15 protein-coding genes are annotated in these 20,186 nt (G+C 53.2%); 12 read left to right on the top strand and 3 right to left on the bottom strand.

From position 1 onward, the window contains the following. Nucleotides 1-309 precede the first annotated feature (309 nt). The 4 genes from metA (at nt 310) to aceK (ending at nt 6,357) form a co-directional block, all read left to right on the top strand. Nucleotides 310-1,239: a homoserine O-acetyltransferase MetA gene (metA, locus tag TU92_RS17555; RefSeq protein WP_112168476.1), complete on the top strand. Its 930-nt coding sequence runs from the start codon at nt 310-312 to the stop codon at nt 1,237-1,239. Nucleotides 1,240-1,611: 372 nt separating this feature from the next. Next, the gene (aceB, locus tag TU92_RS17550; RefSeq protein ID WP_112168475.1) at nt 1,612-3,210 is read left to right on the top strand and encodes a malate synthase A; all 1,599 of its coding nucleotides are present in this window, start codon (nt 1,612-1,614) and stop codon (nt 3,208-3,210) included. 42 nt (nt 3,211-3,252) lie between these two features. Further along, nucleotides 3,253-4,575, top strand: coding sequence for an isocitrate lyase (gene aceA, locus TU92_RS17545; protein WP_112168474.1), 1,323 nt, complete (start codon nt 3,253-3,255; stop codon nt 4,573-4,575). A 51-nt stretch (nt 4,576-4,626) separates the two neighbouring features. Beyond that, nucleotides 4,627-6,357: a bifunctional isocitrate dehydrogenase kinase/phosphatase gene (gene aceK, locus TU92_RS17540; protein WP_112168473.1), complete on the top strand. Its 1,731-nt coding sequence runs from the start codon at nt 4,627-4,629 to the stop codon at nt 6,355-6,357. A 75-nt stretch (nt 6,358-6,432) separates the two neighbouring features. Here the strand turns inward: aceK and iclR are convergent, their stop codons facing one another. Further along, nucleotides 6,433-7,275, bottom strand: coding sequence for a glyoxylate bypass operon transcriptional repressor IclR (iclR, locus tag TU92_RS17535; protein ID WP_112168472.1), 843 nt, complete (start codon nt 7,273-7,275; stop codon nt 6,433-6,435). 247 nt (nt 7,276-7,522) lie between these two features. Here iclR and metH point away from each other — a divergent pair, with 247 nt between their 5' ends. Beyond that, a complete protein-coding gene (gene metH / locus TU92_RS17530; protein ID WP_112168471.1) occupies nt 7,523-11,224 on the top strand; it encodes a methionine synthase in 3,702 nt (1,233 codons plus the stop codon). 51 nt (nt 11,225-11,275) lie between these two features. On the opposite strand, the gene TU92_RS17525 is transcribed toward metH, so the two are convergent. Beyond that, on the bottom strand, nt 11,276-11,986 hold the full coding sequence (locus TU92_RS17525) for a UTRA domain-containing protein (protein WP_112168470.1): 711 nt from the start codon (nt 11,984-11,986) through the stop codon (nt 11,276-11,278). A 202-nt stretch (nt 11,987-12,188) separates the two neighbouring features. Here TU92_RS17525 and TU92_RS17520 point away from each other — a divergent pair, with 202 nt between their 5' ends. The 7 genes from TU92_RS17520 (at nt 12,189) to TU92_RS17490 (ending at nt 19,130) form a co-directional block, all read left to right on the top strand. Further along, entirely contained in the window at nt 12,189-13,247 is a 1,059-nt protein-coding gene (locus TU92_RS17520; protein WP_112168469.1) for an ABC transporter substrate-binding protein, read from the top strand. Between the two features lie 92 nt (nt 13,248-13,339). Beyond that, complete coding sequence (locus tag TU92_RS17515) at nt 13,340-14,137, top strand: alkaline phosphatase family protein (RefSeq protein ID WP_112168468.1); 798 nt, start codon at nt 13,340-13,342, stop codon at nt 14,135-14,137. Nucleotides 14,138-14,163: 26 nt separating this feature from the next. After that, a complete protein-coding gene (locus TU92_RS17510; RefSeq protein ID WP_112168467.1) occupies nt 14,164-15,006 on the top strand; it encodes an ABC transporter permease in 843 nt (280 codons plus the stop codon). Between the two features lie 23 nt (nt 15,007-15,029). Continuing rightward, nucleotides 15,030-15,815, top strand: a complete 786-nt coding sequence (locus TU92_RS17505; RefSeq protein ID WP_112168466.1) for an ABC transporter permease — start codon at nt 15,030-15,032, stop codon at nt 15,813-15,815. A 1-nt stretch (nt 15,816) separates the two neighbouring features. Further along, on the top strand, nt 15,817-16,809 hold the full coding sequence (locus TU92_RS17500; protein WP_112168465.1) for an ABC transporter ATP-binding protein: 993 nt from the start codon (nt 15,817-15,819) through the stop codon (nt 16,807-16,809). Then, nucleotides 16,806-17,462, top strand: a complete 657-nt coding sequence (locus TU92_RS17495; RefSeq protein ID WP_112168464.1) for an HAD family hydrolase — start codon at nt 16,806-16,808, stop codon at nt 17,460-17,462. Before TU92_RS17500 ends, TU92_RS17495 begins: the two co-directional genes overlap by 4 nt. A gap of 15 nt (nt 17,463-17,477) precedes the next feature. Continuing rightward, nucleotides 17,478-19,130, top strand: coding sequence for a Na/Pi cotransporter family protein (locus TU92_RS17490; RefSeq protein ID WP_112168463.1), 1,653 nt, complete (start codon nt 17,478-17,480; stop codon nt 19,128-19,130). Nucleotides 19,131-19,186: 56 nt separating this feature from the next. Here the strand turns inward: TU92_RS17490 and panS are convergent, their stop codons facing one another. Further along, nucleotides 19,187-20,104, bottom strand: a complete 918-nt coding sequence (gene panS / locus TU92_RS17485) for a ketopantoate/pantoate/pantothenate transporter PanS (RefSeq protein ID WP_112168462.1) — start codon at nt 20,102-20,104, stop codon at nt 19,187-19,189. Nucleotides 20,105-20,186 lie beyond the last annotated feature (82 nt).

The following is a 20,186-nucleotide window of genomic DNA, read 5'->3' as shown; positions in this document are numbered from 1 at the left end:
ACAAGTGGAAAGCCCTGTACTGACGTACAGGGCTTTTTGCTGTTTGGGATTTGGGTGAACGACGGAGAGAATAGGTGGTTCTGTTTACCTTCCGGAACGTTTTCTGTTCAAATTCACGGCTTATGTGCCCAAAGCTTTATCGCTTAATTCCCTTAATATCTCTCTCTATATATCCCGAACGTCTAAATAAATAACCGAAGCTGAAACATTTTCACTTACTGCTTGCAGGCTCGACATTACTGCTAAAGTCCGCTATCTTCGGCTGTCTAGAAGTCTAAACGTATAAATGGATGCAGTGAGGAAGTTGCTATGCCGATCCGGGTTCCAGATGAGTTACCAGCCGTGAATTTCCTGCGCAATGAGAATGTCTTTGTGATGACCTCATCGCGCGCAAAAACTCAGGAAATCAGACCTTTGAAAGTGCTGGTACTCAACCTGATGCCAAAGAAAATTGAGACCGAAAATCAGTTTTTGCGGCTGCTTTCTAACTCTCCTCTGCAAATTGATGTACAGCTTCTCCGAATCGATAACCGCGAATCAAAAAATACGCCAGCTGAGCATCTCGATAACTTCTACTGTGATTTCGAAGATATCCAGCATGACAACTATGACGGTCTGATTGTCACCGGAGCACCTCTCGGGCTTGTCGATTTCTGCGATGTCGCCTACTGGCCTGAGATAGAGCGTGTTATCCACTGGGCAAAGGAGCACGTTACTTCGACGCTGTTTGTATGCTGGGCGGTTCAGGCGGCTTTAAACGTGTTGTATGACATTCCAAAAATGACGCGCGAAACCAAGCTGTCAGGCGTTTATCCACATCAGACGCTGCAACCCGTTGCATTGCTAACCCGCGGATTTGATGAAACTTTCCTGGCACCGCACTCCCGCTATGCAGATTTTCCGGCGGATGTCCTGCGTCAGTACACGGATCTGGATATTTTTGCTGAATCGGAAGAAGCGGGGGCTTATCTTTTTGCGACTAAAGATAAGCGAATGGCCTTCGTCACCGGGCATCCAGAGTATGATGCAGGTACCCTGGCCGGTGAATATCTCCGAGATGTCGCAGCAGGGCTATCTCCCGACATGCCTTACAACTATTTCCCCCAAGATAATGCCGAGTTATCACCAAAGGCGACCTGGCGTAGCCACGGCCATTTGCTCTTTACAAACTGGCTGAACTACTACGTCTATCAGATCACACCATTTGATCTTCGCCAGATGAATCCAACCCTGGAATAACAGACTTAAAGATCCGGCAGACGATCACGCCTGATCGTCTGCCGGATTTACTCCTTCCCCGCTATCACCCACATTTTTCGATACACCCTCTCAACAATTTCTCCAATTTTCGAAATTAATTCTCATTTCAGAATAATTATTTTCATCTCTATCTTTTTGATTAAGAAGAAGAGATTTAAAAAGTAAAAATAAAATGGAAATCGTTTTTGATTTTATGTGATTCCTGATTACGCTTAAGTCTATCGGGTGATAAATAACCAGAAAGAAATCGTCACAGAGATTGGCTGATGAGACTGGTTTATTTCCTACCGTAATAGTATCTGCTCAGTGAGGTGGTCTGGCAGATTAAGCAGATAAATCAGGAGAATAGCGATGTCAGAGCAAATTACCCGCAGTCAGCTTGGCTTTTCACGCCATTTTGGTGAGCATGAAACCCTTATTCTGACGGAAGAAGCCGTCGATTTTTTGTCAGAGCTGGTTGTGCATTTCACGCCATCGCGTAACCGGTTGTTGGCAGACCGCATCGCTGTACAGCAGAAAGTTGACCAGGGAGAATTTCCTGATTTTATTTCGGAAACAGATTCCATTAAAAAATCAGAGTGGAAAATACGTAACATCCCAACGGATTTATTAGATCGTCGCGTTGAAATTACCGGACCTGTTGAGCGAAAAATGGTGATTAACGCGCTCAATGCCAATGTGAAAGTTTTTATGGCTGACTTCGAAGATTCGCTGGCTCCTGACTGGCAGAAGGTCATTGAAGGGCAGATCAATTTGCGGGATGCGGTAAATGGCACCATCAGTTACACCAATGAATCCGGTAAAATTTATCAGCTCAAGCCCGATCCAGCGGTGCTGATATGCCGCGTTCGCGGTCTGCATCTGCCAGAGAAGCATGTAACATGGCAGGGCGAAGCGATCCCCGGTTCATTGTTCGATTTCGCTTTGTACTTTTTCCACAACTATCGCGCCTTGCTCGCCAAAGACAGCGGCCCCTATTTTTATCTGCCAAAAATGCAGTCTTATCATGAAGCTGACTGGTGGAGTCAGGTCTTCAGCTTTGCCGAGGACTACGCAGATTTACCGCGCGGCACAATCAAAGCCACTGTACTAATTGAGACGTTGCCCGCTGTTTTCCAGATGGACGAAATCCTGTACCACCTGCGAGATCATATTGTCGGGCTTAATTGTGGCCGTTGGGATTACATCTTCAGCTATATTAAAACGCTCAAAAATCATAGTGATCGCGTTTTACCCGATCGTCAGTCGGTCACCATGACCCAGCCTTTCCTCAGCGCCTACTCACGGCTGCTGATCAAGACCTGCCACCGTCGCGGTGCCTTTGCAATGGGCGGTATGGCGGCATTTATCCCCAGCAAAGATGTCCAGCGTAATGAACTGGTGCTCAATAAAGTCAGAACCGATAAAGAGCTTGAGGCGAAAAACGGCCATGACGGCACGTGGATCGCGCATCCTGGGCTGGCCGACACAGTATTGGAAGTCTTCGATAAAGCACTCGGTTCGCGTACTCATCAGCTTGATGTCATGCGCGAAGAGGATGAGGAAATCACCGCTCAGCAGTTACTTGAACCCTGCTCCGGCGAGCGTACCGAAGAGGGCATGCGCGCCAATATCCGAGTGGCGATTCAGTACATCGAAGCCTGGATTTCCGGCAACGGTTGCGTGCCGATTTACGGGCTGATGGAAGACGCGGCGACCGCAGAAATCTCCCGCACCTCCATCTGGCAGTGGATCCATCATGGCAAAACGCTCAGCGATGGCCAGCTGGTGACCAAGCCCTTGTTCCGCCGCATGCTAAATGAAGAAATGCTGGTGATCCAGCATGAGCTGGGAGAACAACGTTTCAGCGCTGGCCGCTTCACGCAGGCTGCCGCTTTGATGGAAAAAATCACTACACAGGATGAGCTTATCGACTTCCTGACCCTGCCGGGCTATCAGCTGCTGGCCTGATCATTCTTACCCTACCTATAAAAAAAGACCGGAGCATTTGCCATGAAAACAACCCGTACTCAGCAAATTCAGCAGCTAGAAGAAACCTGGAACCAGCCACGCTGGAAAGGCATTACCCGTCCGTATACCGCCGCTGAAGTGATCAGTCTGCGTGGCTCCGTTAACCCCGAGTGCACGCTGGCACAGCATGGTGCAGCCCGTTTATGGAGGTTATTGCACGGATCATCACGCAAAAGGTATGTGAACTGTCTGGGCGCGCTGACCGGCGGTCAGGCATTGCAGCAGGCAAAAGCCGGTATCGAAGCCATCTATCTCTCCGGCTGGCAGGTCGCTGCGGATGCCAATACTGCATCCAGCATGTACCCCGATCAGTCATTGTATCCGGTGAATTCCGTCCCGGAAGTCGTGGCCCGCATTAACAATACCTTCCGCCGCGCCGATCAGATTCAGTGGTCGAATAACATTGAACCGGGGCAGCCAGGTTACACAGATTACTTCCTGCCGATTGTCGCTGATGCTGAAGCCGGGTTTGGCGGTGTATTGAATGCCTTTGAACTGATGAAATCCATGATCGAAGCAGGCGCAGCGGCGGTGCACTTCGAAGACCAACTTGCAGCGGTGAAAAAATGCGGACACATGGGCGGCAAGGTGCTGGTACCGACTCAGGAAGCTGTGCAAAAGCTAGTTTCCGCGCGTCTTGCGGCAGACGTGCTCGGCGTTCCGACGTTACTGGTCGCACGAACAGATGCCGATGCGGCGGACTTACTGACATCCGATTGTGACCCGTATGACAGCCAGTTTATTACTGGCGAAAGGACGCACGAAGGTTTTTACCGTACGAACGCGGGAATCGAACAGGCCATCAGCCGCGGGCTGGCTTATGCCCCTTATGCTGATATCGTCTGGTGCGAAACCTCGACGCCGGATCTGGCGCTTGCCCAGCGATTTGCTGACGCCATCCACGCTAAATATCCCGGCAAACTGTTAGCGTACAACTGCTCACCCTCGTTTAACTGGAAGAAAAATCTCGACGATAAGACCATCGCAAGCTTTCAGGATCAGCTTGCCGCTATGGGCTACCAGTATCAGTTCATCACGCTGGCAGGTATCCACAGTATGTGGTTCAACATGTTCGATCTGGCCCACGCTTACGCGCAAGGAGAGGGCATGAAACATTACGTTGAAAAAGTGCAGGAGCCAGAGTTTGCCGCCATCGGTCGCGGTTATACCTTTGCTTCTCATCAGCAGGAAGTGGGCACCGGCTATTTCGATAAGGTCACCAACATTATTCAGGGTGGGCACTCCTCGGTGACTGCTTTAACGGGTTCGACGGAAGAGCAGCAATTCTCATCGACACCTCACTGATTTTTCCTCTGCCCGGCGAAAGTCGGGTATTTCTCCTTCAGGAGCCAGACGATGCGCATAGAGCTGTTGATTGCTCAGACGATTTTACAAGGGTTCGATGCGCAGTATGGCCGTTTTCTGGAAGTGACCGCCGGTGCTCAGCAGAGATTCGAGCAGGCAGACTGGCCCGCAGTACAGGCGGCGATGAAGCAACGTATCCATCTTTACGATCATCACGTCGGGCTGGTGGTCGCCCAGCTTAAATGCATCACTGGCCCTCATTTTTATGATGCGGCTTTTCTGATTCGAGTCAAAAATTGTTATTCAGAACTGTTGCCAGACTATCCACGGGCAGAAATTGCTGAAAGCTTCTTTAATTCAGTCTATTGCCGGATTTTCAAACACCGCGATCTGACCGCAGATAAACTCTATATCTTCAGTGAACAGCCCTCTCATCCGCAGAGAAACTGCCCGCGTCCGTTAGCGCGCCAATACCCGGTTCAGGGTGATCTCATGACCACGCTTGAAAAGGTGCTTGGCGATCTCCCAATGCGCTTACCCTGGGAAAACGCGCCGCGTGATGTCGATTATATCGCCACAGCGTTGCAACAACGTTTTTCTGCGGCACAACTCTCTGACGCTGTGATTGAGATGGCGACGGAGATTTTTTACCGCAACAAAGCCGCGTGGATCATTGGTAAAATCAGGATCGGGCAGCAGGTTTTTCCGTTATTGCTGCCCCTGCATCTGGGTCAGAAGAGCGCGTTATTCGTCGATGCCTGTCTTACCGACAGCAACGATGCCAGTATTGTCTTCGGCTTTGCCCGTTCGTATTTCATGGTGTATGCCCCTCAGCCCGGTGCGCTGGTGGAATGGCTGCGTGAGATTTTACCGGCCAAAACCACCGCCGAGCTCTACAGCGCCATCGGCTGTCAGAAGCACGCAAAAACGGAGTGTTATCGTGAGCATTTACGTTTTATGGCGCAGACCGATGAATCTTTCATTGTGGCACCGGGCGTAAAAGGCATGGTGATGCTGGTGTTTACCCTGCCGGGCAGCGACCGTGTTTTTAAGGTGATAAAAGATCGTTTCGCGCCGCAAAAAGAGGTCACCGAAGCGCAGGTTATGGCGTGCTATCAGTTGGTCAAAGAACATGACCGCGTTGGACGCATGGCGGATACCCAGGAGTTTGAGCACTTTATTCTGCCGAAGAAAAACATCAGCCCGGAACTGATGGCGGAGTTACGGCGGGAGGTACCGGCAAAAATGGAAGATCTGGGAAGCAGTATTGTTCTGCGGCATTTGTACATCGAACGACGCATGACACCGCTGAATCTTTATCTGGAGCAGGCCAGCGATCAGCAGCTGTATGACGTGATCGAAGAATACGGGAACGCAATAAAACAGCTGGCAGCAGCCAATATTTTTCCCGGCGATATGCTGTTCAAAAACTTTGGTGTGACCCGCCACGGTCGCGTGGTGTTTTATGATTACGATGAAATCTGTTATATGACTGAAGTGAATTTCCGTAATATCCCTTCGCCGCGTTTTCCAGAAGATGAACTGGCCAGCGAACCCTGGTACAGCATTGCGGAGAATGATGTTTTTCCTGAGGAATTTAGATATTTCCTGTGTACAGACCCCCGAATTCGCTCAGTCCTTGAAAACCTGCATGGTGATATATTTATTCCAGATTACTGGCAGGGGCTTCAGCAAAGGATCCTAAAGGGATATGTAGAAGATGTATATGCGTACAAACAAAGTCAGCGGTTTCAAAATATATCAGGGGATGATGCTCCCTGATATATGAGTGAATGTAGTTGGCTATTGCCAGAACCGAAAGATGTGAATTCTGAAAAAATCGATCAAACTTCGCTTTTAATGCTTACCACCGCCATATGCCTGCGTAATTTCTTTTGCTGCGTGGATCACCAGCGCACCCAGTTCGGTGACACGGTCATCGGTGATGCGTGAGACCGGGCCTGAAATCGAAATCGCAGCATAGGCATCGTTATGCTCATCGTAAATGCAGGTCGCGACACAGCGCAGCCCCAGCGCATGCTCTTCGTCATCAAAGGCATACCCGCGCTTTCGCGTTTCCGTCAGTTCCTGCTTCAGATTCACCGGCGAGGTTTTGGTCAGCGGCGTATAGCTGTGCAACCCGATTTTATGCAGCAGTTTCACCAGCCGCTCTTCCGGTAATGTGGACAAAAACGCTTTCCCCGCGCCCGAGGCGTGCATCGGCAGTTTTCCTCCGATCGGCGCAGACATTCGCATTAGCGCATTACATTGCACCTGATCGATGATGATCGCCTGATAATCACTGTGATCCAGTACCGCCAGATTCACGGTCTCGCCGGATTCTTCCATCAGCCGGCGAAGCATCGGGTGCACCATCGCCAGCAAGTTACGGCTTTGCAGAAAGCTGCTGCCCACCACAAATGCGTGCGAGCCGATGGTCCACAGACCTAAATCACCGACCTGACGCACAAACCCCTGCTGCTGCATGGTGGTCAGCAAACGGTGGGTAGTTGAATTCGGTAAACCGGCCTGTTGAGCCAGATCGGTGAGCGCTACGCTGCCCTGTGCCTGAGCAATATATTCCAGCAATTTAAGGCCACGGGTCAGGGACTGAACCTGTCCGGTGGCGGCGCTGCCTGATGCGGCTGCGGCTTTAGGTTTTTTAGCGCGTTTGGCCGGGGTCGATGCGGACGTTGCCATAAGCCTGTTCCTTGTAAGATGCGCCAAAGGTTGGCGAAGAAAAATCATTTTTGGAATTAGTTTTCGTTTTTACAGTATGGATCGCAACCTGCCTTTGCGCTCATCCGATGTGTTGCATTGCATTTGCGGGATGTCTTCCCGAATTGAAAAAGTCTCACGTCGGCGCGGCCTTTTGGTTCGGGAAGGTATGCTAGGATGTTGACCATAATTTCCGGCGTATGAATGAACAATTTACCGGGTGTGCGTGATGGGTGATGAGGTGAAAGTGACTAATCGAGTAGAAGCGCTACATAAGCAGCTGGCACAGCGCATAATGGTTCTGGACGGCGGCATGGGCACCATGATCCAAAGCTATCGTCTGGAAGAAGAGGATTACCGCGGCGAGCGTTTTGCCGACTGGGAAAGCGATCTTAAAGGCAATAATGATCTTCTGGTGCTGAGCAAACCGGAAGTGATCGTCGAGATCCACAACGGCTACCTGGCCGCTGGCGCAGATATCCTTGAAACCAACACTTTCAACTCCACCACTATCGCGATGGCTGACTACCACATGGAGTCGTTGTCGGCTGAAATTAACTATGAAGCCGCCCGTCTGGCGCGTCTATGCGCTGATGAATGGACCGCCCGCACACCGGAGAAACCGCGTTACGTTGCGGGTGTTTTAGGGCCGACCAACCGTACCGCCTCGATCTCTCCGGATGTGAACGATCCGGCATTCCGTAACGTCTCTTTCGATCAACTGGTGGAAGCCTACCGCGAATCCACCCGCGCGCTGATCAAAGGTGGCGCTGATCTGATCATGATCGAAACCGTGTTTGACACGCTCAACGCCAAAGCCGCCACGTTTGCAGTAGAAACAGAATTTGAAGCATTGGGCATCGTGCTGCCGGTCATGGTCTCCGGCACAATTACCGATGCCTCTGGCCGCACCTTGTCAGGCCAGACGACTGAAGCCTTTTACAATTCCCTGCGTCATGTCAAACCGCTGACCTTTGGCCTGAACTGCGCACTGGGGCCGGACGAATTACGTGAATATGTGGCCGAATTATCCCGGATCGCAGAATGCTACGTTACGGCGCACCCAAACGCCGGGCTGCCGAATGCCTTCGGTGAATACGATCTTGAAGCCAAAGAAATGGCCGAGCACATTGGCGAATGGGCGCGCTCGGGCTTCCTGAACATCGTTGGCGGCTGCTGTGGCACAACGCCTGCGCATATTGCGGCAATGGTTAAAGCCGTTGAAGGCGTGCCGCCACGCGTCATACCAGAGATCCCGGTAGCCTGTCGTCTGGCCGGGCTTGAACCGCTGACCATCGATCCGAAAACACTGTTCGTGAACGTCGGTGAGCGTACCAATGTCACCGGCTCGGCGCGGTTTAAACGCCTGATCAAAGAAGAGAAATATGCCGAAGCGTTAGCCGTTGCCCGCCAGCAGGTGGAAAGCGGAGCACAAATCATCGATATCAACATGGATGAAGGAATGCTGGACGCCGAAGCGGCGATGGTGCGCTTCCTCAACCTGATTGCCGGTGAACCGGATATCGCCCGTGTACCGATCATGATCGACTCCTCCAAGTGGAACGTTATCGAGCAGGGGCTAAAGTGCATTCAGGGCAAAGGCATTGTTAACTCAATATCGATGAAAGAAGGTGAGGAAGCTTTCTTGCATCATGCACGTATCGTTCGCCGCTATGGTGCCGCCGTGGTGGTCATGGCGTTTGATGAAACCGGGCAGGCGGATACCCGCTCGCGCAAAATTGAAATCTGTCGTCGCGCCTATAAATTACTGACCGAAAAAGTGGGCTTCCCGCCGGAAGACATCATTTTTGACCCGAACATCTTTGCCGTCGCAACCGGTATCGAAGAACACAACAACTACGCGGTGGATTTCATCGAGGCCTGCGCTGACATCAAAGCGCAACTGCCGCACGCCTTAATTTCCGGTGGTGTTTCCAACGTTTCGTTCTCGTTCCGCGGCAATGATCACGTCCGCGAAGCTATTCACGCTGTGTTCCTCTATCACGCCATCCAGAACGGTATGGACATGGGGATCGTCAACGCCGGTCAGTTAGCGATTTATGATGATTTACCGGCTGAACTGCGCGATGCCGTGGAAGACGTGATTTTAAACCGTCGCGATGACGGCACTGAGCGGTTGCTCGATCTGGCGGAAAAATATCGTGGTAACAAAGACGACGGCGAAGCCAATAAACAACAGGCTGAATGGCGCGGCTGGGACGTCAAAAAACGTCTCGAATATTCCCTGATTAAAGGCATTACTGAGTTTATCGAACTGGATACGGAAGAGTGTCGCCAGCAGGCCGCCCGCCCGATTGAAGTGATCGAAGGACCATTGATGGACGGCATGAACGTGGTCGGGGACTTGTTTGGTGCCGGTAAGATGTTCCTGCCACAGGTGGTAAAATCTGCGCGCGTGATGAAACAGGCGGTGGCTTACCTCGAGCCATACATCGAAGCCAGCAAAGAGAAAGGCAAAACCAACGGCAAAATCTTGCTGGCCACGGTGAAAGGCGATGTGCATGACATTGGCAAAAACATCGTTGGCGTGGTGCTGCAGTGTAATAACTACGAGATTATTGATCTCGGCGTCATGGTTGCTACTGACAAAATTCTGAAAACCGCCATTGAAGAAAAGGTCGATATTATTGGTCTTTCCGGGCTGATTACGCCTTCGCTGGATGAAATGGTGAACGTGGCAAAAGAGATGGAGCGCCGCGGGTTTACCATGCCGCTGCTGATTGGCGGGGCGACGACCTCCAAAGCGCACACCGCGGTGAAAATCGAGCAAAACTACAGCGGGCCAACGGTGTATGTGCAAAATGCTTCACGCTCCGTTGGTGTGGTGTCTGCGTTGCTGTCGGATGAACAGCGCGGCCCATTTATTGAACGCACGCGCAAAGAGTATGACACCGTGCGTATCCAGCATGGCCGTAAAAAACCGCGTACACCTCCGGTCAGTCTGGAAGTCGCGCGTGATAACGCCACGACTATCGACTGGGAAAGTTATACGCCGCCGGTTGCGCACCGTCTGGGTGTGCAGAAAGTGGAAGCCAGTATCGAAACGCTGCGCAATTATATCGACTGGACGCCGTTCTTCATGACCTGGTCTCTGGCCGGTAAATATCCCCGCATTCTGGAAGATGAAGTGGTCGGCGAAGAAGCCAGGCGCCTCTTCAAAGATGCCAACGATCTGCTGGATAAACTTTCGGTGGAAAAACTGCTTAATCCGCGTGGCGTCGTGGGTTTATTTCCGGCCAACCGCAAAGGCGACGATATCGAGATTTACAGCGATGAACGCCGTCAGGACGTGCTGGTAGTCAGCCATCATCTGCGTCAGCAGACGGAAAAAACTGATTTCGCCAACTACTGTCTGGCTGACTTTGTCGCCCCGAAATCCACTGGTAAGAAAGATTATATGGGCGCGTTTGCGGTCACCGGCGGGCTGGAAGAAGACGCGCTGGCCGAGGCGTACGACAAACAGCATGATGACTACAACAAAATCATGATCAAGGCGCTGGCAGACCGTTTGGCCGAAGCCTTTGCGGAATATCTGCATGAGAAAGTGCGGAAAGTGTACTGGGGCTTTGCGGCCAATGAGAATCTCAGTAACGAAGAATTGATCCGCGAAAACTATCAGGGCATTCGCCCTGCGCCAGGCTATCCGGCCTGTCCTGAACATACGGAAAAGGGCCAGATCTGGCAATTACTGGATGTGGAAACCAACACCGGTATGCAACTGACGGAATCTTTCGCCATGTGGCCGGGCGCGGCGGTATCGGGCTGGTACTTCAGCCATCCGGACAGCAAATACTTCGCCGTGGCGCAAATCCAGCGCGACCAGGTGGAAGATTATGCGGCGCGTAAAAATATGCCGATCGCCGAAGTGGAGCGCTGGCTGGCGCCGAATCTTGGCTACGACGCCGACTGAGAGTAAAAATGCCCGTTAATTAACGGGCATTTTTTTATCTGTTTTCCCGGCTCAATTCACTTCCACATCAATGTGCAACGCATCATAGCGCCAGTACTCGAGATCGCAGTCGATTACCCGGTCATGCTGATCGCGGTTGGTGCGCGTAATAAATAACGCCGGACTCCCGGAGGCCACTCTCAGCGCGCGTGAGGCTTCTTCGGTCAGCAGCGTTGGCACCATCTCGAAACGAACCCGCCCGTAGTGGATGTCATAACGCGAGGCATACAGATCGGTCAGCGAGGAAGTGAGATCTGCGTCGAGAATGCCCTGAAAATACAGCGCATTGAGATAATGTTCGACGTATAAGACAGGGCGACCGTCGATGTAACGCAGCCGCCGGATACATATCACTTCGCTGTCGGGCGGCAGCTGCAATTTCTGACACACGGCTGCGCTTGCGGCGCACTGTCTGGCATCGATCACTTCAGTTTGCGCACTGCGGCCCTGATCTTTCGCCATGGCATGAAAATGGCTGCGCTGCAGCGGGTTGTAGATAATCCGTGGCGGTGAGACAAACCAGCCGCGCCGGACTTCACGGTAAATCAGCCCCTCTGCTTCCAGCTGACTTAATGCTTCCCGCAGCGTGATACGGGTGGTTGAAAAATGTTCGCTCAGCGCGCGCTCAGATGGCAGCCTTCCCTTGGCCGAAAATTCCCCCGTCGCGATACTTTCACTCAGCGCCTTACAGATCACGGCCAACGTCGTTTGCGGATCTCTCATTGGTCAGCAAGCCTCATTTCAGTGCGTTTATGCACCAATCCGACCCTTTTTTGTGTAAATAATGTGCGTCGGCTAACAGCTGGAAGCTTAAAACTGCTGCTTTTTCATGCTGACATATAATTATCACAATTGATCGTTAGATTGGCTTGGTTATTGCTGGACTAGACCAGCACCTCACACCCTACCATCTGGAGCTTCCGTTATGAAACAGTTGTTCGCTTCTGTGTTAACCAGCGCGCTCGTATTATCCACCTCAACGGCTTTTGCCGCTGAGCCTCCTGCTGAACTTCTCAAAGCAGCGCAAGCTGAAGGAACGGTAAACAGTGTCGGTATGCCTGATGACTGGGCTAACTGGAAAGGGACCTGGAGTGATCTGAGCACCAAATACGGTCTCAAACACAGCGATACTGACATGAGTTCGGCGCAGGAAATTGCCAAATTTCTCGCTGAAAAAGATAACGCCAGTGCCGACATCGGTGACGTGGGTGCCGCGTTCGGGCCGGTCGCCGTTCAGAAGGGCGTCACTCAGCCTTATAAGCCAACGACGTGGGATCAGGTGCCTGACTGGGCGAAAGATAAAGACGGTATGTGGGCACTTGCTTACACCGGAACCATTGCGTTCATTATCGACAAGTCTCAGGTGAAGGATGAACCGCACAGCTGGGCTGAACTGCTGAAGGGTAAATACAAAGTCACTATCGGGGATGTCAGCACCGCGGCGCAGGCTGCTAACGGTGTGCTCGCCGCCACATATGCCATGGGCGGTAACGAAACTAACCTGAAACCGGGTCTGGAGTACTTCGGTAAGCTGGCGAAAGCAGGGCGTCTGAGTCTGAGTAACCCGGTGATCGCTTCTCTGGAAAAAGGTGAGGTGCAGGTAGGTGTGGTGTGGGACTTCAACGGCCTGAGCTATCGCGACAAAATCGATAAAACCCGTTTTGACGTCGTCATTCCGTCCGATGGCTCTATCACCTCCGGTTACACCACTATCATCAACAAATTCGCTAAAAACCCGAACGCCGCCAAACTGGCGCGCGAATATATCTTCTCCGATGCCGGTCAGATCAATCTGGCGCAGGGTTATGCCCGCCCAATCCGTGCCGATCACATCACCTTGCCTGACGACGTAAAAGCCAAACTTCTGCCGTCCAGCGAATACAAAAATGCCCATCCGATTGCTGACCCGGCCGCCTGGGATAAGAGCGCCAAAACGCTGCCTCGTCTGTGGCAGGAAAACGTCATGATCAATATGCAGCAGTAATGACCTGAAAAAATAATAAAAGTATCCCCAAACTCATTCGGGTTGCCCGAGCGACGGCGGGGATTTCACACCTGCAAGAAAGGCAAAGTGTCATGAAAAGCATTCTGGTAGTACTGGACGGCCTGAATTATCAGGTCGCCCGCGACGCAATGGGGTATTTACAGGCGCAGTGTGCCGAAGGGCGAGGCCGCTTGTATCAGCTGGAATGTGCCTTGCCTTCGCTGTCCCGGCCGCTGTATGAGTGCATCCTCACCGGAATTACGCCGGTAGTGAGCGGTATTGTGAACAACCAGGTCGATCGTTTATCCACACAGCGCAGTATTTTTCACTATGCGCGTGATGCCGGTCTGACGACGGCGGCCGCGGCCTATCATTGGGTCAGCGAATTATACAACCGCACGCCGTTCGATCCGCCGCGTGACCGTCATACCAGCGATGAAATGCTGGCAATCCAGCACGGTCATTTTTATTACGATGATGCTTATCCGGATTCGCATTTGTTTGACGATGCCGAAAGCCTGCGCCGCCGTCATGACCCCGATTTTCTGCTGATTCACCCGATGAACATTGACGATGCGGGCCACAAGTTTGGCCTCTCGACGCCGCAGTACCGCAACAAAGCGCGGACAGCGGATGGCATTTTATCGCGCTTTTTAGGCGACTGGCTGGAAGCGGGCTATCAGGTCATTGTTACTGCAGATCACGGCATGAACGACGATCGCAGCCACGGCGGCATTTTGCCGGAGGAGCGTCAGGTGCCGTTATTTGTTTTCGGCAGTGCGTTCACATTAGGAGACGCTGCGCCTCTGCAAACCGAGCTGTGCGGCACCGTCTGTCAGATTCTCAATATCGCCCACGATAAGCCACACTGCGCGGCATTACTGGCCTGAATCCCGTCACTTTTAGAGGATACCCGATGAAAGCTAAGTGGATTGCGGCGCTGTTTATGCTGCCGTTTCTGGTGTTTTTCATTGCCTTCCAGCTCGCGCCGCTGGCATGGATTGCGGTCAGTAGCTTCTACAGCGAAACCTATACAGCCTGGGGGCTGGGAAATTACACCGATATCCTCACGTCGCCGTTCTATTTGCAGGCGATGCGCTTCTCGCTGGATATCTCAATCTGGTCGAGTTTCTATGGTTTGCTGATTGCGTTAGTGGGCAGTTACTCACTCCGCCAGCTAGGCCCGACAAAGCTTCATGACTTCGTCATGTCGTTTACCAACATGACAAGCAACTTTGCAGGTGTGCCGCTGGCCTTCGCGTTTGTCATTCTGCTCGGTCTCAACGGCTGTCTGACCTTACTGCTGCAAAAATACGGGCTGATGGAAAACTTCAATCTGTACTCGAAAAGCGGGCTGATTGTCCTTTACACCTACTTCCAGATCCCGCTCGGCGTCTTGCTGATGTACCCGGCTTTTGACGCGCTGCGCGAAGACTGGCGCGAATCCGCCGCGTTGCTCGGCGCGGGGCGCTGGAGTTACTGGCGTTATATCGGCATGCCGGTGCTGTTCCCGGCACTGATGGGAACGTTCGTGATTTTGCTCGCCAATGCGCTGGGTGCGTACGCCACGGTGTATGCCCTGACTACCGGCAACTTCAACGTCGTGCCAGTGCGGATCGCCGCGCTGGTCTCGGGTGATATTTCCCTCGATCCGAACATGGGCAGCGCACTGGCAATGTTACTGGTGGTGCTGATGGCCTTTATCACGCTGATACATCAGTGGTTATTGCGTAAGAGCTATCTCAGCCAACGTCAGTGATTGCTGTTAAAGAGGAATGTGAGATGTCGCGATCTGAAGCGATTTACCACCGTGCGGTGATCTGGATTTTACTGATTATATTGATGTTGCCGCTTCTGGCGACGCTGGTTTATGCGCTGGTGCTGGAATGGGGAGCAACGATTTTACCGAGCGGTTTTACCCTCAAATGGCTGGTGGCGTTATGGAGCGATCCGAGATTTCTTATCGCGCTCTGGCATTCGCTGGTGGTGTGTTTCGGCACGCTTTTCCTCTCGCTGGTGCTGATCCTGCCGCTGATGTTTGTGATTGCTTACTATTTTCCGAAGCTCGACGCGCTGATGAATATACTCATTCTGCTGCCGTTTGCGGTGCCGCCGGTGGTGTCATCGGTCGGCCTGATGCAGCTCTATTCCGGCGAACCGTTTTCGCTGACCGGCACGCCGTGGATCCTGATTGGCTGTTACTTCACTATCGCGTTGCCGTTTATCTACCGCGCGATCTCCAACAACATGCAGGCCATTAACCTGCGTGATCTGATGGATGCCGCACATCTGCTGGGTGCAAGCACCTGGAAAGCTGCGCTGCTGGTGGTGTTACCGAACCTGCGCAAAGGCGGAATGATTGCCGTGCTGCTCTCTTTCTCCTTCCTGATCGGGGAATTCGTGTTCGCCAACCTGCTGGCGGGCAGCCGCTATGAAACGGTGCAGGTCTATCTCTATAACATGCGCAATGGCAGCGGCCATTTCACCAGTGCGCTGGTCATCTCCTATTTTATGGTCGTCCTGATTTTCACCTGGGTGGCGAACATGCTGAACAAAGGAAAGAGCTGATATGTCTTATTTACAGGTCACTCAACTCAACAAATCTTATGGCCCGACGCAGATTTTCAACAATATTGATTTCTCTGCCGGAGAGGGCGAATTCGTCACGCTGCTGGGGCCGAGCGGCTGCGGCAAGTCCACGTTGCTGCGCTGTCTGGCTGGCCTGACGTCCGTCGACAGCGGAAAAATCGTGCTGCAGGGGCAGGACATCGTGCCGCTGCCACCACAACAGCGCGGGATCGGCATGGTCTTTCAGAGCTACGCGCTGTTTCCCAATATGACGGTGGAAGCCAATGTATCGTTCGGCCTGAAAATGCAAAAATTGCCCGCCGGTGACGTGCATCGCCGCGTCGGTGAAGTGCTGGAACTGGTGGAAATGAACGATTATGCCAAACGTTATCCACATCAGCTTTCCGGCGGACAGTGTCAGCGCGTGGCGCTCGCCCGTTCGCTGGTGACTCAGCCGCGCCTGTTGTTGCTCGATGAACCCTTGTCTGCGCTCGATGCCCGTATCCGCAAACATCTGCGCGAACAAATCCGCCGTATTCAGCGTGAAATGAACCTGACCGCCATTTTTGTCACACACGACCAGGAAGAAGCGCTGACGATGTCAGATCGCATTGTGCTTATGAACAAAGGGCAAATCGTCCAAAATGCCGATGCCGAAACCTTGTATACTGAACCCGTGAATGCTTTCGCCGCCGGGTTTATCGGCAGTTACAACCTGTTGAGTGCCGAACAGGCGATGGCGCTGACCGGCATCACCTACACGGGGCGCGTCGCTATCCGCCCGGAGTCAGTCACTGTGTGTGAAGTGATTGAAGGCATTCCGGCCAAAATTCTCAGCCACAGCCTGCTTGGCAACGTGGTGCGTTACCGCGTGTTAGCGCATGGCGTCGAGCTTTCTGTGGATGTCTTAAACCGGTCTGTGGCCTCACTTCGCGCCGATGGCAGCGATATTGGTCTACAGTTAGATCTTGTTACGTTACGGGAAGTTGCATGAAACTGGCGCTGTTTGATCTCGATGAAACCCTGATTAGCGGCGACTGTTCCAGTTTGTGGTCCGCTTATATGGTGGCGCAGGGCTGGGTGGCCGATGAACAGGCTTTTCTGCAACAAGATGCTGCGCTGATGCAGCAATATGCCGTCGGTCAGATGGATATGCGCGAATACATGCGGTGTACGCTGGCACCGCTGACCGGCAGAACTCAAGGCGACGTCGCGGCGATGGTCGCGCGTTACATCGAAGATGTTATTGCACCGCGTATTTATACGCAGGCGCGTGAGTGTCTGGCCACTCACCGCGCACAGGGCGACCGGACGGTGATTATTTCCGCCTCCGGTGAGCATCTGGTGCAGCCGATTGCCCGTTTCCTTGGTGTCAATGAAACGCTGGCGATCGGTGTAGAAATTCAGAATGGCCGCTTTACCGGGGCCACGCAGGGGACGATGACCTATCGCGAAGGCAAAGTCTCGCGGTTGCTGGATCTCATCAATCAGGACGAAACCCTGCTGCAACAAGCCAGTTTTTATTCGGATTCCCATAACGATCTGCCGTTGCTTACCAAAGTGGGTCAGCCTTATGCAGTGAATCCGGACGCCATCCTGCTCCAGCACGCCCGGCAGGCAGGATGGCCGGTCTATGCCTGGCGTTAATGGAGCTGTTTTTTCGTGTTAACCCTTCTTCATCTGTTATCTGCTGTTTCCCTGCTGGTGTGGGGAACACATATCGTACGTACTGGCATCATGCGTGTTTTCGGCGCCAATTTGCGCCGGGTGCTGAGCAGTAGCGTAGAAAAAAAACCGCTGGCCTTCGTGGCCGGTATCGGCGTGACCGCGCTGGTGCAAAGCAGTAATGCCACTGCGCTGCTGGTGACTTCCTTCGTTTCACAGGGGCTGGTGGCGCTGGCGCCCGCGCTGGTGATCATCCTCGGCGCTGACGTCGGTACTGCCGTCATGGCGCGTATCCTGACGTTCGATTTGTCGTGGCTTTCCCCGCTGTTTATCTTCGTCGGTGTCGCCTTCTTCCTCAGCCGCAAGCAAACCCGCGCGGGCCAGATGGGGCGCGTCGGGATCGGCCTTGGCCTGATATTGCTGGCGCTGGAACTGATTGTTTCGGCGGCGACGCCGATCATGCAGGCGTCCGGCGTCAAAGTGCTGTTCTCTTCGCTGACCGGGGACGTGCTGCTCGATGCCCTTACCGGTGCAGTCTTTGCCATCATCAGTTATTCCAGTCTCGCCGCCGTGTTGCTGACCGCCACGCTGACGGCCACCGGTGTGATTTCACTGAAAGTGTCGCTGTGTCTGGTGATCGGTGCCAACCTCGGTAGCGGTTTACTGGCGATGATTAACGCCAGCAAAATGAATGCCGCAGGTCGCCGCGTGGCGCTGGGTAGCACGCTGTTTAAGCTGATTGGTCTGGTGATTGTACTGCCGTTTGTCGGCCCGCTTTCGACGCAGCTGGCGCGGCTCGGTATTCCGGACGAAGAGCTGGTGATCTATTTCCATATGTTCTACAACCTGATCCGCTGTCTGGCGATGGTGCCGCTTACCGCCCCGATGGCGAGAGTGTGCGAGATGATGATTGCCGATGTGCCGGAAGACGATCCGCGTCTTCGTCCGCGCCATCTGGACGTCAGCGCCATTGATACGCCGACGCTGGCGCTGGCCAATGCGGCCCGCGAAACCCTGCGCATGGGCGATGTGGTGGAACATATGCTGATCCTCAACCGCGAAGTCATGCACGGGAAACTGGCGCAGGATCGCGAAGTGCGCCGCCTCGACGACGACGTGGACGTGTTGTACACCGCCATCAAACTCTATCTGGCGCAAATCAACAAAGAGGGGCTGGGCGAAGAGGATTCACGTCGGTGGGCGGAAATCATCGAAATGGCGCTAAACCTGGAACAGGCGGGCGACATCATCGAACGCATGACCGGCGATATTACCGCCAAATCCCACGCCACGCGCCGCGCATTTTCGCCGGAAGGGCTGGTGGAGCTTGAAGCCTTGCATGAAAAACTGCTGGATAACCTGCGTCTGAGCCTCGGGGTGTTCCTGTCGAATGACCTGACCAGCGCGCGTCGTCTGCGCCGTTCCAAACACCGCTTCCGCATTCTCGACCGCCGTTATGCACATGCGCACGTTGACCGTCTGCATCAGCACAACGTCCAGAGTATCGAAACCAGTTCGTTGCATCTCGGCCTGTTGGGCGACATGAAGCGTTTGAATTCGTTGTTCTGTGCGGTGGCGTATAACGTGCTGGATCAGGATGAGCAGGAAGATGAAATGCGTGAACCCAATGATGACGTGAAAGTGGTTTAACGTAAGGTATTCATTAAAAGCGAAACGGGCGCTGTCAAAAGCGCCCGTCTCTTTTTTTAGTCTTTCTTAACCGGTTTACCTGACCAGTAACCGGCCAGCAAAGAACCTGACAGATTGTGCCAGACTGAGAACAGCGCGCCCGGCAAGGCTGCCAGCGGGGAGAAGTAAATCTTCCCGAGCGTCGCGGCTAAACCGGAGTTTTGCATCCCCACTTCCATCGCCAGCGTGCGGCAGGTGGTTTCGTCAAAGCCAAACAGTTTTCCGCCCCAGTAGCCGCTCAGCAGGCCGATCGCGTTGTGCAGGATCACCGCCACAATCACCACTAAACCGACTGAACCGATAAAGCCCTGACTGCCCGCCACCACGGCGCTGATGATAGCGACAATGCAGACCATGGAAAACAGCGGCAGCAGCGGTTCGATGCGTTTCACCGTTTTAGTGAACAGATGATGAATAATCAGACCGGCTAAAATCGGGATCACGACAATCTGCAAAATGCTCAGCAGCATGCCTTCCACATCGACTTTAATGTGCGTATCGACATACAACCGAGTCAGCAGCGGAGTCGCCACCACGCCCACCAGCGTTGATACGGCTGAAATCGTGACCGACAGTGCCACATCACCTTTCGCCAGATAAATCATCACGTTGGATGCTGTTCCGCTGGCAACGCTGCCCACCAAAATCATCCCGGCAGACAAATCCGCCGGCATGTGGAACAGTTTTGCCAGCACCCACGCCGCCAGCGGCATGATCAGATAATGCAGAAACGTCGCCGCTGCCACCGGACCGGGGCGCGAGAGCACGCGTTTGAAATCACCGAATTCGAGGGTGACGCCCATCGCGAACATAATCAGCATCAGCAGGGTGGAAACGTGCGGGCCGATGGGGGTAAACGTCGTTGGCGAATAGTACGCGGCGACCGATAACAGCACGGCCCACAGCGGGAACAGACGGGTGATGATGGCTAACATTGAGGATGATCCTTGTCTTTGTTGTTTTACAAAAGTACAGGCAAAAAAAAGACCGGGCACAAGGCCCGGTCTTCACAGATAC

Origin of the sequence: Rahnella inusitata, assembly GCF_003263515.1 — a bacterium.
Taxonomy (GTDB): domain Bacteria; phylum Pseudomonadota; class Gammaproteobacteria; order Enterobacterales; family Enterobacteriaceae; genus Rahnella; species Rahnella inusitata.
Note: the sequence above shows the minus strand (reverse complement) of the source record. Positions and strands in the feature narration are given on the sequence as shown.

Bases quoted from the DNA above. Each gene is read 5' to 3' on its own strand.
- metA (WP_112168476.1), top strand. From the start codon at position 310: ATGCCGATCCGGGTTCCAGATGAGTTACCAGCCGTGAATTTCCTGCGC.
- aceB (WP_112168475.1), top strand. From the start codon at position 1,612: ATGTCAGAGCAAATTACCCGCAGTCAGCTTGGCTTTTCACGCCATTTT.
- aceA (WP_112168474.1), top strand. From the start codon at position 3,253: ATGAAAACAACCCGTACTCAGCAAATTCAGCAGCTAGAAGAAACCTGG.
- aceK (WP_112168473.1), top strand. From the start codon at position 4,627: ATGCGCATAGAGCTGTTGATTGCTCAGACGATTTTACAAGGGTTCGAT.
- iclR (WP_112168472.1), bottom strand. From the start codon at position 7,275: ATGGCAACGTCCGCATCGACCCCGGCCAAACGCGCTAAAAAACCTAAA.
- metH (WP_112168471.1), top strand. From the start codon at position 7,523: ATGGGTGATGAGGTGAAAGTGACTAATCGAGTAGAAGCGCTACATAAG.
- TU92_RS17525 (WP_112168470.1), bottom strand. From the start codon at position 11,986: ATGAGAGATCCGCAAACGACGTTGGCCGTGATCTGTAAGGCGCTGAGT.
- TU92_RS17520 (WP_112168469.1), top strand. From the start codon at position 12,189: ATGAAACAGTTGTTCGCTTCTGTGTTAACCAGCGCGCTCGTATTATCC.
- TU92_RS17515 (WP_112168468.1), top strand. From the start codon at position 13,340: ATGAAAAGCATTCTGGTAGTACTGGACGGCCTGAATTATCAGGTCGCC.
- TU92_RS17510 (WP_112168467.1), top strand. From the start codon at position 14,164: ATGAAAGCTAAGTGGATTGCGGCGCTGTTTATGCTGCCGTTTCTGGTG.
- TU92_RS17505 (WP_112168466.1), top strand. From the start codon at position 15,030: ATGTCGCGATCTGAAGCGATTTACCACCGTGCGGTGATCTGGATTTTA.
- TU92_RS17500 (WP_112168465.1), top strand. From the start codon at position 15,817: ATGTCTTATTTACAGGTCACTCAACTCAACAAATCTTATGGCCCGACG.
- TU92_RS17495 (WP_112168464.1), top strand. From the start codon at position 16,806: ATGAAACTGGCGCTGTTTGATCTCGATGAAACCCTGATTAGCGGCGAC.
- panS (WP_112168462.1), bottom strand. From the start codon at position 20,104: ATGTTAGCCATCATCACCCGTCTGTTCCCGCTGTGGGCCGTGCTGTTA.